General features: G+C 72.2%; 13 protein-coding genes. 11 read left to right on the top strand and 2 right to left on the bottom strand.

What is annotated here, in order from left to right; genetic code table 11:
- Window positions 1–553 precede the first annotated feature (553 nt).
- Together OHB13_RS05650 and mycP are read left to right on the top strand one after the other, a co-directional pair.
- Window positions 554–1,336 (top strand): hypothetical protein, encoded by a 783-nt coding sequence (locus OHB13_RS05650; RefSeq protein ID WP_328376028.1) that lies wholly within the window; start codon window positions 554–556, stop codon window positions 1,334–1,336.
- 112 nt (window positions 1,337–1,448) lie between these two features.
- Window positions 1,449–2,657: a type VII secretion-associated serine protease mycosin gene (gene mycP / locus OHB13_RS05645; protein WP_328376026.1), complete on the top strand. Its 1,209-nt coding sequence runs from the start codon at window positions 1,449–1,451 to the stop codon at window positions 2,655–2,657.
- Here the strand turns inward: mycP and OHB13_RS05640 are convergent.
- Window positions 2,632–3,342: a serine hydrolase gene (locus tag OHB13_RS05640; RefSeq protein ID WP_328376024.1), complete on the bottom strand. Its 711-nt coding sequence runs from the start codon at window positions 3,340–3,342 to the stop codon at window positions 2,632–2,634. The two genes, mycP and OHB13_RS05640, sit on opposite strands and share 26 nt — an antisense overlap.
- A gap of 122 nt (window positions 3,343–3,464) precedes the next feature.
- Between OHB13_RS05640 and OHB13_RS05635 the strand changes: the two genes are divergently transcribed.
- Both OHB13_RS05635 and OHB13_RS05630 read left to right on the top strand, forming a co-directional pair.
- Window positions 3,465–4,190 carry an SseB family protein gene (locus tag OHB13_RS05635; protein WP_266858765.1) on the top strand — a complete coding sequence of 242 codons (726 nt, stop codon included), beginning with the start codon at window positions 3,465–3,467 and terminating at the stop codon, window positions 4,188–4,190.
- Window positions 4,191–4,278: 88 nt separating this feature from the next.
- The gene (locus OHB13_RS05630; RefSeq protein WP_328376022.1) at window positions 4,279–5,103 is read left to right on the top strand and encodes an MIP family channel protein; all 825 of its coding nucleotides are present in this window, start codon (window positions 4,279–4,281) and stop codon (window positions 5,101–5,103) included.
- Here the strand turns inward: OHB13_RS05630 and OHB13_RS05625 are convergent.
- The gene (locus tag OHB13_RS05625; protein ID WP_328376020.1) at window positions 5,094–5,465 is read right to left on the bottom strand and encodes a DUF1844 domain-containing protein; all 372 of its coding nucleotides are present in this window, start codon (window positions 5,463–5,465) and stop codon (window positions 5,094–5,096) included. The genes OHB13_RS05630 and OHB13_RS05625 overlap by 10 nt on opposite strands.
- Before the next feature lie 362 nt (window positions 5,466–5,827).
- Between OHB13_RS05625 and infC the strand changes: the two genes are divergently transcribed.
- From infC to pheT, 7 genes are all read left to right on the top strand, one after another.
- Window positions 5,828–6,514 (top strand): translation initiation factor IF-3, encoded by a 687-nt coding sequence (infC, locus tag OHB13_RS05620; RefSeq protein WP_266858768.1) that lies wholly within the window; start codon window positions 5,828–5,830, stop codon window positions 6,512–6,514.
- Between the two features lie 122 nt (window positions 6,515–6,636).
- Window positions 6,637–6,831, top strand: a complete 195-nt coding sequence (gene rpmI / locus OHB13_RS05615; RefSeq protein WP_164266672.1) for a 50S ribosomal protein L35 — start codon at window positions 6,637–6,639, stop codon at window positions 6,829–6,831.
- A 105-nt stretch (window positions 6,832–6,936) separates the two neighbouring features.
- Window positions 6,937–7,323 (top strand): 50S ribosomal protein L20, encoded by a 387-nt coding sequence (rplT, locus tag OHB13_RS05610; protein WP_266858771.1) that lies wholly within the window; start codon window positions 6,937–6,939, stop codon window positions 7,321–7,323.
- 181 nt (window positions 7,324–7,504) lie between these two features.
- Window positions 7,505–8,362, top strand: a complete 858-nt coding sequence (locus OHB13_RS05605; RefSeq protein WP_328376017.1) for a TrmH family RNA methyltransferase — start codon at window positions 7,505–7,507, stop codon at window positions 8,360–8,362.
- A 54-nt stretch (window positions 8,363–8,416) separates the two neighbouring features.
- On the top strand, window positions 8,417–9,556 hold the full coding sequence (locus OHB13_RS05600) for a sensor histidine kinase (RefSeq protein ID WP_328376015.1): 1,140 nt from the start codon (window positions 8,417–8,419) through the stop codon (window positions 9,554–9,556).
- 174 nt (window positions 9,557–9,730) lie between these two features.
- Window positions 9,731–10,858 (top strand): phenylalanine--tRNA ligase subunit alpha, encoded by a 1,128-nt coding sequence (gene pheS, locus OHB13_RS05595; RefSeq protein ID WP_266858776.1) that lies wholly within the window; start codon window positions 9,731–9,733, stop codon window positions 10,856–10,858.
- Window positions 10,858–13,383 (top strand): phenylalanine--tRNA ligase subunit beta, encoded by a 2,526-nt coding sequence (gene pheT / locus OHB13_RS05590; RefSeq protein WP_328376012.1) that lies wholly within the window; start codon window positions 10,858–10,860, stop codon window positions 13,381–13,383. Before pheS ends, pheT begins: the two co-directional genes overlap by 1 nt.
- The last annotated feature ends 125 nt before the right edge of the window (window positions 13,384–13,508 follow it).

Raw genomic sequence — 13,508 nt, 5'->3', positions numbered from 1 at the left:
AGGTCCCGTGCCAGCCCGTAGAGTGACCGACGGACCCGCCAGGAAGGCGAATTCGGGCGGACGCACAGGGGGGCGGATGAGTACCGAGGCGCGACGTGCCCCCTTCCCGTCCTTCCCGCCCCGCCCGAAGGAACCGCCGCCCGCGCGGACCGGCACGGGGGAGCCCCCGGCAGAGACCCCCACCGAGACGACCACCCGGCTGCGCCCGGTCGTCGAATCGCCCGCTCCCGCAACATCCGCAGTACCTGCACCCGCAGCATCGGCAGTATCCGCTGCATCGTCCGCATCCCAGGAATCCGCGGCATCGTCCGCAGCGTCTCCTGAGTCTCCCGAACCGCCCGGCACGTCAGCCGGTTCACCGGCCGGAACGTCCGCCCCGCGGTCCGGCGTCCCGCCCCGGCCCACCACCGCGCCGCCGGCCTACCCGCCCCGGCCCCCGGCGCCCCCGGCCACCCGCCGCCGTCCGGTCGGCGCCGTCGATCTCACCCCGCGGCCGGGCGCGGGCGGCCCGGCGATCCGTACGCAGCCGCATCCGGTCGCCGACGAGACGCCGGTGGAGACGACCACCCGGCTGCGGCCCGTTCCGGCCCGGCACCCCGCCAGGGCCGCGGCGGCCGCGGCCTGTGTGGTCCTCGGGCTCGGACTGCTCGGCGGCGCGGCCGCCGGGAGCATGCTGAGCGGTGACAGCGCGGCGGTCGGCCCCAGCGACGGGTTCACCGCATCGCGCGGCCTGTGGCACAGCACCCCTGTCGACACCCTCTTCCCCCCGACGCTCAAGGGCATCGGCGCGGGCCCCGGCGGTGCCGACCGCACCTGGACCAGGGTGGGTGTCGCGCCGGACAGCACGTGCACGGGCCGGCTCGACCCCATGCTGCTGCGGGCGCTCCAGCCGGTGGGCTGCACCAGGATGGTGCGCGCGACGTACACCGACGCCACCAGCAGCAGCGTGACCACGGTCGGGATGGTCTTCACGGAGGCGGACCCGGCGGCGATGTCCGCCCTGCACAAGAGGTTTGCGGCCGAGGGGCTCGACCGGCGCACCGATCTGATGCCCGGCACCTACCCGGTGAAGTCCACCGACGCCGCCTCCTTCGGCGACCGGCAGCGGGCGAGCTGGACGGTGAGCATCCTGACGGACGCGCCGGTGGTCATGTACGCGGTCTCGGGGTTCGCCGACGGGCGGACGGTCACCGATCCGCAGCCTGCCGCCGTGGCCATGGAGGAGTCGCAGACAACGGCCGCGGCCCAGGCGGGACTCGGCCACGAGGCCAAGGGCGTCGAGGAGCGGGTCGAGCGGGCGCTGCGCAAGAACGTCGCCGCGGCGGAGAAGCCCTGAACCGCAACCGACCAGGAAGCCCTGAACCGCAACGGACGGGCAGCCCTGACCCGCAACCGGGCGGGAATCCCTGACCGCACAGCGAAGCCCCGAACCGCACGGAGGAGCACCGATGAGACGCCGAGGACCGACCGTACTCACGGCCGTGCTGGCCGCCGCGGCCCTCACCGTGCTGCCCGCCGCGCCCGCGAGCGCCGACTCCATCCGCGCCCAGCAGTGGGAACTGGCCGCCATGCACACCCAGCAGGCCTGGCGTACGACCAAGGGCCGGGGCGTCACGGTCGCCGTGCTCGACACCGGAGTCGACAGCGCCAACCCCGATCTCACGGGGCAGGTGCTGCCCGACAAGGACCTGATCGGCTTCGGAGCGAAGCGCGGCGACCGGTCCTGGGCCCGGCACGGCACCGCGATGGCGGGCATCATCGCCGGACACGGCCACGGCCCCGGCCATGTGGACGGCGTCCTGGGCATCGCACCCGAGGCGCACATCCTGCCGGTCCGGGTGATCCTCGAAGGCAGCGACCCGGCGATCAAGAAGGCCCGTGCCTCGCGAGGCGGCGCCCTGGCCACCGGTATCCGCTGGGCGGCCGACCACCATGCCGATGTCATCAACCTCTCCCTCGGTGACGACAGCGCGTCCGCCCGCCCGGAGCCCGGCCAGGACTCCGCCGTCCAGTACGCCCTCTCCAAGGGCTCGGTCGTCGTCGCGTCGGCGGGCAACGGCGGCGAGGACGGGGACCACATCTCCTACCCGGCCGCCTACCCGGGCGTGATCGCGGTGACCGCCGTCGACCGGTACGGCACCCATGCCTCCTTCTCCACCCGCCGCTGGTACGCCACGGTCAGCGCCCCCGGCGTCGACGTCGTGATCGCCGACCCCGACCGCAAGTACTACGAGGGCTGGGGCACCAGCGCGGCGTCCGCGTTCGTCTCGGGCGCGGTCGCGCTGGTGCGGGCCGCGTACCCGGACCTCACTCCGGCACAGATCAAGAAGCTGCTCATGGACACCGCCCGGGACGCCCCGCAGGGCGGCCGCGACGACTCCCGCGGTTACGGCATGGTCGACCCCGCGGCCGCGCTCGCGGCGGCGGCGAAGCTCGCCCCGGCGCAGATCCGTACGGAGGCCGCCGGTTACGGGAAGAAGTACTTCGGGCCGGGCCCCGACGCGGAGCCGGGCGGCGGAGACGCCGGTGTCTGGGTCGTCCCGCTCGCGGGCGGCGCGGGGGTGCTGCTGCTGGCCGGCGCCCTGGTGCTGTGGCGCCGCGGACCGTCCAGGCCCCCGCGCGGCGCCGGATTCAGCCGGTTCCGCCGGTCGCTGTGACGGCGGCCCGCGCCGCCGCCCCGGTGACCGCGATCCCCGCCGGCAGGGTCGTGTGCCCCTCGGAGAGCACGGCGATCAGCCGGCCGCCGGCCCCCGTGGTCACCCGCCCGATGCTGTTGACGGTCCAGCGGGCGGCGGAGCCGCGCGGGAGCCAGCCGTTCTTCAGCGCCCAGCTGCTCCCCGCCGCCGAGACGCCCCACGCCTGACCGGGCACCACCTGCGCCATCAGCGCCGCGAGGACGCGGCGCGAGGCCGGTGCCAGCTCGGAATCAGTGCCGAACACCGCCCGCAACAGGGCCAGTTGATCCCCGGCGGTGGTCCGGGTCAGGCCCCACTCGCCGTTGGCGCCGCCCCGGGTGCGGGTGAGCCCGAGCCGCCGGACACCCGAGTCGAACCCCCGCGCACCGCCGATCGTCTTCCACAGTGCGGTGGCCGACGCGTTGTCGCTGTGCTCGATCATCGGCGCGGCGAGAGCCAGCTCCGGGGCGCCGGGACCGCGACCGGCGTCCTGCGCCCGCAGCAGCAGCGTCGCCAGGATGCCCACCTTCACGATGCTGGCCGTGTGGTAACTGCCGTTCCCGTACGCGGCGGTGGCGCCGGTCGCCGTGTCGAGCACCGCGACCGACAGCGAGGCGTCCCCCGCGACGGAACGCAGCGCACGGGCCAGTACCGCGTCCGGATCCACCTCGGCCCTCCCGGTGCTGCCCGCCGGCGCCCGCCGCGGCGGCGACGGGCGACGCCGACGATACGGCTGTGCGGGCCCGGCCCGGCAGCCGGCCGCGGCGCCGCGGCGGATAGGGTCGGGGCGTGGCGCTCAAGAACATTCCGGACTCCGGATTCTCCGACGACGACGGCACCGCCGACCCCCGGCTGACCGCGGCTCTCGCCGACTGGTCGCAGGACAGGGCGGCCGAGCCGAAGGTGCTCGAAGCCCTCAAGGACGCCCGGCTGCTGGTGCCGGTCGTCGCGATGCTGGGGGAGGCCGAGACGGGCGAGGACGGGCTGCGCCGCGAGAAGTCCAGCGACATGGCGGTCCCGACGCTCCAGGCCGGTGACCGCAGGGCGCTCCCGGCCTTCACGTCGACCGCGTCGCTGGCCCGCTGGGACCCGCAGGCCCGCCCGGTCGCCGTACCGCTGCACCAGGCGCTCCAGGCCGCCGCCCATGAGCGCGCCGACACCCTCGTACTCGATCTGGCGGGCCCCGTTCCGTACGAGCTCAAGGGCGGTGCGCTGCTCGCCCTCGCGGAGGGGCGCACCAGCGCCGACCCGCTGGACGACCCGGCCGTGGTGGAGGCGGTGCGCGACGTCGTGGCCGCGCACCCGGCGGTGGTCCGCGCCCACCTCGGCCCCGGCCGGGCCGACGGCACCCTGGCGCTGGTCCTCGCACCCGGTGCCGACCAGTCGGCCGCCACCGCCGTCGCCACGGATCTGGCCGCCCACGAGGTGCTCAGGGCCCGGCTGGTACGGGGCCTCGATCTGGCCCTGCTGCCCGCCGGGGCACCGGCTCCGAACACGCCGCTCTTCGCGCGCTGACCCGCGGCCCGGCGCCCCGAGAGGCAGGTCCGGCTCTTCCGACGAATAATTGCGGAGAAATCCGACAATCTTCGTGAGGGTGTGAGCTATGGAGACGGCGGAGACACGGAGGATTGCCGCGGAGTTCCTGGGAACTCTGCTGCTGGTGTTCATCGCGGTGGGATCCGTGGTGCTCGCCAGCGAGTACATCGGCGCCTTCGGCATCGCGCTCACGTTCGGCTTCACCATGCTGGCGCTGGCCTACTCGCTGGGTGCGATCTCGGGCTGCCACATCAACCCGGCCGTGACGCTGGGCATGTTGCTGGCCGAGCGCATCGATCTGCGCAGGGCGGTGGAGTACTGGATCGCGCAGTTCCTCGGCGCCATCGTCGGCGCCGCGCTGCTCTTCCTGCTCACCAAGCAGGTGCCGGGAATCAAGACCGACGGCCTGTTCGGCAGCAACGGGTACGGCAGCCGCTCGGCCGTCCACATCAACCTGGGCGGCGCCTTCCTGGCGGAACTGGCGCTGACCTTCGTCTACGTCTTCGTCGTGCTGGCCGTGACCCACAAGGTGGCCGTCGTGGGCTTCGACGGCCTGCCCATCGGTCTGGCGCTCGCCGCGGTCCACCTGATCGGCATCCCGCTGACCGGTACCTCGGTGAACCCGGCGCGGAGCCTCGGGCCGGCCCTCTTCGCCGGTGGCGCCGCACTCTCCCAGCTGTGGCTCTTCATCGTGGCGCCGCTGGTCGGCGGGGCGCTCGCGGCCTACGCGCACCGGTTCACGCACCCTGTGGGGTTCACCGGCCACGAGGAGGGGCAGCTGAACGGCGGCCCCGCCGGTGGCTCCCCCGCCGACGGCTCCCGGGGCGGTACCTCACGGACCGGCCCCCGGGGAACCTCGTGGATCCGGCGTGGGCCCCGCTCTCAGCCGTAGACCGGCCCGGTGAACTTCTCACCGGGCCCGTCGCCCGGCTCGTCGGGCACGGCGGAAGCCTCGCGGAACGCCAGCTGGAGCGACTTCAGACCGTCGCGCAGCGGGGCGGCGTGGAAGGAGCTGATCTCCGTGGCGCTCGCCGTGATCAGTCCGGCCAGCGCCTGGATCAGCTTCCGGGCCTCGTCAAGGTCCTTGTGCTTCTCGCCGTCCTCGGCCAGGCCCAGGTTGACGGCGGCCGAGCTCATCAGATGCACCGCGACCGTCGTGATCACCTCGACCGCGGGGACGTCCGCGATGTCACGGGTCATGGAGTCGAAGCCGGGGGCTTCTTCGGGGGTGGGGGAGGGGGTCGCGTCGCTCATGACGCACACGATATGCGGTGGTCCCGGTGGCCCCGCGCGGAGGCCGCCGCGCACCGGTTCGCCGCACCGGGTCCGGGGTGCTAACCTTGTGTAACGACCGGCCGGACACCTGTGTGCCCGGCCCACAAGTGGAGGCTCCGATCTCCCACCTGACTGTCCTCCGGGACGGCGGGTCACCGGTCAGGCGGCGCCCATCGTTCCGTACGGACGATGGAAGCCACCCGATGTGCGCCCCGCGGCAAACGCGGCGGTGCTCCGGTATGTGAGGAGCTCCCGCCTGTGTCCCGTCCGGGGCGTTTTTCATGTTCCAGGTGCGGTTGGTCTGTCTAAACAGACGTTACGCGGCTGTCTGCCAGAGAGCCGTGTGGTGCTACCGAGGAGGATCCATCAGCGCCGAGCCCCGCATCAACGACCGGATTCGCGTTCCCGAGGTGCGACTTGTCGGACCCAGCGGCGAGCAGGTGGGCATTGTCCCGCTCGCGAAGGCCCTGGAACTGGCACAGGAGTACGACCTCGACCTGGTCGAGGTCGCGGCGACCGCCCGTCCGCCCGTGTGCAAGCTCATGGATTACGGGAAGTTCAAGTACGAGTCGGCCATGAAGGCCCGTGAGGCGCGCAAGAACCAGGCGCACACGGTCATCAAGGAGATGAAGCTCCGGCCGAAGATCGACCCGCACGACTACGACACCAAAAAGGGTCACGTCGTGCGCTTCCTCAAGCAGGGCGACAAGGTCAAGATCACGATCATGTTCCGCGGTCGCGAGCAGTCCCGCCCCGAACTGGGTTTCCGGCTGCTGCAGCGTCTCGCTTCGGACGTCGAGGACCTCGGGTTCATCGAGTCGAACCCGAAGCAGGACGGCCGAAACATGATCATGGTGCTTGGCCCGCACAAGAAGAAGACCGAGGCCATGGCCGAGGCGCGCGAGGCCCAGGCCGCCCGCAAGGCGGAGCGCCAGGGCTACGCGACCGAGGGGTCCGCGGACGAGGTCGCCGAGGCTCCGGCCGAGGCAGAGGCCGAAGCACCGGCCGAGACCACCTCCGAAGCGTGACCGGACGGGCCACCAGCCAGGCGGCCCCGGGGTTCCGCCCGGAACACATACCAACGATCTGACGCTCCCGGTCTCCGGTGCCCGCACCGGGGGAGCGCCACTGACGAGGAGAGTACGGCGCGATGCCGAAGAACAAGACGCACAGCGGCTCCAGCAAGCGCTTCAAGATCACCGGCTCCGGCAAGGTGCTCCGTGAGCGCGCCGGCAAGCGCCACCTGCTGGAGCACAAGTCGTCCAAGAAGACGCGTTCGCTGACCGGCACCGTCGTGGTGGCCCCGGCCGACGCCAAGAAGATCAAGAAGCTTCTCGGCAAGTGACCTCGCGGCCCCCGGTCACCACCGGGGGCACGAAGTCGGGACCGGGACCAATTCGTTTCCGGGCCGTGTGAGTTCACCCACGGCCCCGCTACAAGGAGTCAACAAGTGGCACGCGTCAAGCGGGCAGTCAACGCCCACAAGAAGCGCCGGGCAATTCTCGAAGCGGCCAAGGGCTACCGCGGTCAGCGTTCGCGCCTGTACCGCAAGGCCAAGGAGCAGGTCACCCACTCCCTGGTCTACAACTACAACGACCGCAAGAAGCGCAAGGGCGACTTCCGTCAGCTGTGGATCCAGCGCATCAACGCCGCTGCCCGCGAGAACGGCATGACGTACAACCGCCTCATCCAGGGTCTGAAGGCCGCCAACATCGAGGTGGACCGCAAGATCCTCGCCGAGCTGGCCGTCAACGACACCAACGCGTTCGCCGCGCTGGTCGAGGTCGCGCAGAAGGCGCTCCCGAGCGACGTCAACGCGCCGAAGACCGCTGCCTGATCAGGCACGCACTTCAGCCGGAGCCCGGCCGGCAGGACCCGCAGGCGGAAGCCGCCTGCGGGTCCGCTGTGTTCCGCGGACCCGTTGTGCCCCGCATGCCCCCCTGCAGAACGACCCGGACCGGCCACCACCGGCCCGGACGTGCCGCAGTTCCGTACGTGAGTAAGGTGAAACGCCGACCATGGGCACCCCCGCCGAGCTGATCTCCCCGCGCTCCCCGCGCGTCGCCGCCGCGAAGCGGCTCGCCCGGCGCAACTTCCGTACCAAGGAACGCCGGTTCATCGCCGAGGGGCCGCAGGCCGTACGCGAAGCCGTGCAGCACCGGGTCGACGGCCGGCCGACGCTCGTGGAGCTGTTCGCCACCTTGGAGGCCGCCGAGCGGTACGAGACCGTCGTCGCCTCGGCACGGGACTCCGGAGCCCGCATCCACCTGGCGGGCGACGACGTACTCGCCGAACTCTCCCAGACCATCACCCCGCAGGGCCTCGTCGGAGTCTGCCGCTTCCTGGACTCGCCCTTCGACGAGATCCTCGCGGCGCGGCCCCGGCTGGTGGCCGTACTCGCGCATGTCCGCGACCCGGGCAACGCCGGGACGGTGCTGCGCTGCGCCGACGCGGCGGGCGCCGACGCCGTCGTACTCACCGACGCATCCGTCGACCTGTACAACCCCAAGTCCGTACGCGCGTCGGTCGGTTCGCACTTCCATCTGCCCGTCGCGGTCGGCGTCCCCGTCGAGCGGGCCGTCGCCGGTCTCAAGGCCGCCGGGGTACGGATCCTCGCCGCCGACGGGGCGGGCGACGACGACCTCGACGCCGAGCTCGACGCGGGCACCATGGGCGGTCCGAGTGCCTGGGTGTTCGGCAACGAGGCCTGGGGGCTCCCCGAGGAGACCCGGGCCCTCGCCGACGCCGTGGTCCGCGTCCCCATCCACGGCCGGGCCGAAAGTCTCAATCTCGCCACCGCCGCCGCCGTCTGCCTCTACGCGTCAGCGCGTGCGCAGCGCGCTTCCGGAGGGTGCCGCTCCGTGACCTCCAGCTAGTAGGGTGACGAGTTCGGGGGCCCACTGCGCTATTCGGAGAGGTGGGATACGGGGATGGCTGTCTCTTCGGGCAGTGCGTCATCGCACGGACATGGATCGCCGCTGAACGGAACCGGCGCGTCCGTCGGCCCGGGTCCTGCCGGATCCGGGGTCGACCCCGACGAACTCCCCGACGGTCTGGTCGTCGCCGACGAGCACGGCCGGATCATCTGCTTCAACGCCGCCGCCGCACGGATCACCGCCGTACCGCGAGCCACCGCACTGGGCCGCCCCCTGGAGCAGGCGCTGCCCCTGGAGGACCTCAAGGGCCGCCGCTGGTGGACCCTGACCGATCCGTACGGCGGGCTCGCCATCCGCTACGGCCAGCCCGAACGCAATCTGCTGCTGCCCGGCGGGCGCGAGGTGCTGGTCTCCGCGCGGTACATACGGGAGCGCCCCACCGGGCCCGTCCTGCGGGTCGTCGTCTCGATCCGGGGCACCGAGGCGCGCCGCCGCACCGAGCGCAGCCACGCCGAGCTGATAGCCACCGTCGCGCACGAGCTGCGCTCCCCGCTGACCTCGGTCAAAGGGTTCACCGCGACCCTGCTCGCCAAATGGGAGCGCTTCACCGACGCACAGAAGCGGCTCATGCTGGAGACCGTCGACGCCGACGCCAACCGGGTCACCCGGCTGATCGCCGAGCTTCTCGACATCTCGCGCATCGACTCGGGCCGGCTGGAGCTGCGCCGCCAGCCCGTCGACATCGCCGCTGCCGTCGACCGGCACATCCAGGCCCACACCGCGTCCGGCCAGGACCCCGACCGGTTCCTGGTCCGGATCCAGCAGCCGCTGCCCGATCTCTGGGCCGACCCGGACAAGATCGACCAGATCCTCGGCAACCTGCTGGAAAATGCGGTGCGCCACGGTGAGGGAACCGTCACCATCGAGGTGGCGGCAGCCGCCGCGAAGAACGACGAGAAGGGGACGGGCGTCACGGTGACCGACGAGGGCCCCGGTATCCCCGAGGAGTCGATGAGCCGCGTCTTCACCCGCTTCTGGCGGGGCAGCAAGCGCGGCGGCACCGGGCTGGGCCTGTACATCGTCAAGGGCATCGTCGAGGCGCACGGCGGGACGATCACCGTCGGCCGCGGGGCGGGCGGCGGCGCGGAGTTCCGATTTATCCTGCCCGTAGGGGCTCCGGCCTACCTGAAATAGGAAATGTCGCGAAGCGTCGTGCAAGGGTGGCGGCGGGCGACGGGTGGGCTTGAGGACCTGCGGGCTTCTCCGACCCCACGCGACCTCTAGAATCGACCTTTGGCACGTTTGCGTCCTTGACGTCGCTGTCGGCGAGCAGGTCGCCTCAGCCAGAAATCGGAAGTACGGGAAGAGATGTCGGCACCGAACAAGTCGTACGACCCTGTTGAGGTCGAGGCACTGAAACCGGAAGAGATCGAGCGGATGCGGAGCGAGGCGCTCGCCGCCTTCGCCGCCGCGGGTGATCTCGACGCGCTCGCGCACGCCAAGACGGCCCACACCGGCGGCACCTCGCCGCTGGCGCTCGCCAACCGCGAGATCGGCGCGCTGCCGCCGCAGGCCAAGGCCGACGCGGGCAAGCGCGTCGGCATGGCGCGCGGCGCCGTGAACAAGGCCCTCGCGGCCCGTCAGGCGGAGCTGGAGACCGAGCGCGACGAGCGGGTCCTGGTCGAGGAGGCGGTGGACGTCACCCTGCCCTACGACCGCACCCCCGCCGGCGCCCGCCACCCGCTGACCACCTTCATGGAGCGGGTCTCGGACATCTTCGTGGCCATGGGCTACGAGGTCGCCGAGGGCCCGGAGGTCGAGGCGGAGTGGTTCAACTTCGACGCCCTGAACTTCACGCCCGACCACCCGGCCCGGCAGATGCAGGACACCTTCTTCGTCCAGGGCCCCGAGGGCACCGAGGGCGACGAGTCCGGTGTCGTGCTGCGGACGCACACCTCGCCCGTGCAGGCCCGCACCCTGCTCGACCGCGAGCCGCCCGTCTACGTCGTCTGCCCGGGGCGGGTCTACCGCACCGACGAGCTGGACGCCACGCACACGCCGGTCTTCCACCAGATCGAGCTGCTCGCCGTGGACGAGGGCCTCACCATGGCCGACCTCAAGGGCACCCTGGACCACATGGTGCAGGCACTCTTCGGTCATGACATGACGACCCGGCTGCGCCCCAACTACTTCCCGTTCACCGAGCCGTCCGCCGAGATGGACATGCAGTGCTACGTCTGCCGCGGCGCATCGGTGGGCAACCCCGACCGCCCCTGCCGTACCTGCTCCAGCGAGGGCTGGATCGAGCTGGGCGGCTGCGGGATGGTCAACCCCAAGGTGCTCACCGCCTGCGGTGTCGATCCCCAGAAGTACAGCGGATTCGCCTTCGGGTTCGGCATCGAACGGATGCTGATGTTCCGCCACAACGTCGAAGACATGCGAGACATGGTCGAGGGTGACATCCGGTTCACCCGGCCGTTCGGGATGGAGATCTGATGCGGGTCCCGCTTTCCTGGCTGCGGGAGTACGTCGATCTCCCCGCCACCGAGACCGGTCGTGACGTACAGGCCAAGCTGATCGGCGTCGGCCTGGAGGTCGAGACCGTCGAGCAGACCGGCGCGGGCCTCAAGGGTCCGCTGGTCGTCGGAGAGGTACTGACCATCGAGGAGCTGGAGGGCTTCAAGAAGCCCATCCGCTTCTGCACCGTCGACGTCGGCACCGCCAACGGCACCGGCGCCCCGCAGGAGATCGTCTGCGGCGCCCGGAACTTCGCCGTCGGCGACAAGGTCGTCGTGGTCCTGCCCGGCGCCGTGCTGCCCGGCGACTTCGCCATCGCCGCGCGCAAGACGTACGGCAAGACCTCGCACGGCATGATCTGCTCCGGCGACGAGCTGGGCATGGGCGACGACGGCACGCACGGCATCATCGTGCTGCCCCCCGGCCACGAGCCGGGCACCGACGCCATCGCGCTGCTCGAACTGGTCGACGAGGTGCTCGACATCGCCGTCACCCCCGACCGCGGCTACGCCCTGTCGATCCGGGGCGTCGCCCGGGAGACCGCCACCGCGTACGGGCTGCCGCTGAGCGACCCGGCGCTGCTCGACGTGGCGCCGCCCAACGCGTTCGGCTACCCGGTGAAGATCGCCGACCCGCGTGGCTGTGACCGCTTCACCGCCCGTACGGTCACCGGCATCGACGTCGAGGCCCGCACACCGATCTGGCTCCAGCGCCGCCTGCAGAAGGCCGGTATGCGGCCGGTCTCGCTCGCCGTAGACATCACCAACTACGTGATGCTGGAGCTCGGCCAGCCGCTGCACGCCTACGACCGCACCCGGATCGACGGGCCGATCGGCGTACGCAGGGCCGTGGCCGGCGAGAAGTTCACCACGCTCGACGGCGCAGCCCGCGTACTCGACGCCGGTGACCTGGTCATCACCGACGACCGCGGCCCCATCGGCCTCGCCGGTGTGATGGGCGGGGCCAACACCGAGATCGCCGACGTCACCACCGACCCGGAGACCGGACAGCTCCAGGGCACCACCGACGTCGTCATCGAGGCCGCGCACTTCGACGCGCTCTCCATCTCGCGCACCGCGCGCCGTCACAAGCTGGCCTCCGAGGCGTCCAAGCGCTTCGAGCGGGGTGTCGACCCGGAGGCAGCTTCGGCGGCCGCCCAGCGGACCGTCGACCTCCTGGTGCTGCTCGCGGGCGGCACCGCCGAGGCCGGGGTCACCGAGGTCGTCGCACCGTCGGCGCCGCGCACCCTCCAGATGCCCGCCGACCACCCGGACAAGGTGGCGGGCGTCGCGTACGGCCGGGAGACCGTCGTACGCCGCCTCCAGCAGGTCGGCTGCGACGTCTACGGTCAGGACGAGCTCGTCGTCACCGTGCCGTCCTGGCGCCCCGACCTCGCCTACCCCAACGACCTGGCCGAAGAGGTCATCCGTCTTGAGGGGTACGAGAACCTCCCGTCGACGCTGCCCAGGCCCCCGGCGGGCCGCGGGCTCACCGAGCGGCAGCGGCTGCACCGCAGGGTCGGCCGCGCGCTGGCCGGCGCGGGCTTCGTCGAGGCACTGAACTACCCGTTCACCGGCGACGCCGCGTTCGACCAGCTCGGGCTGGCCGCCGACGACCCGCGCCGCGCCACGGTCAAGCTGGTCAACCCGCTCTCCGACGAGGAGCCCGCGCTGCGCACCACGCTGCTGCCGGGGCTGCTCGGCGCGCTGCGGCGCAACACCGGACGCGGCTCGCACGACCTCGCGCTCTTCGAGACCGGTCTGGTCTTCCGGCCGACCGGTGAGGAGCGGGTGCCCGCGCGGCTGCCCGTCGACCGCAGGCCCACCGACGAGGAGATCGCCGGGATCACCGCCGCACTGCCGCGCCAGCCGCGCCGGGTCGCGGCCGTCCTGGCCGGTGCGCGCGAGCAGGCCGGCTGGTGGGGCAAGGGCCGCCCGGCCGACTGGGCGGACGCCGTCGAGGCGGCCCGTACCGTCGCCCGCGAGGCCGGTGTCGAGCTGATCGTCCGCGGTGACCGGCACGAGCCGTGGCACCCCGGGCGCTGCGCCGCGCTGTACGTCACCGTGGACGGCGCGGAAGTCCTCGCCGGGCACGCGGGTGAGCTGCACCCGCGCGTCATCAAGGCGTTCCACCTCCCCGAGCGCAGCTGCGCCATGGAGCTGGAGCTCGATGTGCTGGAGCGGGCCGCCGGCACGCTCGTCGCGCCCCGGATCTCCTCCTTCCCGGTGGCGACCCAGGACGTCGCGCTGGTCGTTCCCGCCGGGGTACCGGCCGTGGACGTCGAGGCGGCCCTGCACGAGGGCGCCGGTGAACTCCTCGAATCGCTGCGGCTGTTCGACGTCTTCACCGGTGAGCAGATCGGTGAGGGCAAGAAGTCCCTGGCCTACGCACTGCGCTTCCGGGCGGCCGACCGCACGCTGACCGTCGAGGAGGCGACCGCCGCGCGGGACGCCGCTGTCGCGCTCGCGGCGGAGCGGACCGGGGCGGTGCTGCGCGGCGCGTAACCGCCGTTCCGCGTACGGGAACCACTGAGGGGCGTGTCCGGATCTCCGGGCGCGCCCCTCACTCGTTCGGGTGAGAAGCGCCCTGATGTACGCCAACGGGTACGCACCGCCGACAGAATCGATCC

It is taken from the genome of Streptomyces sp. NBC_00440, assembly GCF_036014215.1.
Taxonomy (GTDB): Bacteria; Actinomycetota; Actinomycetes; order Streptomycetales; family Streptomycetaceae; genus Streptomyces.
Note: the sequence above shows the minus strand (reverse complement) of the source record. Positions and strands in the feature narration are given on the sequence as shown.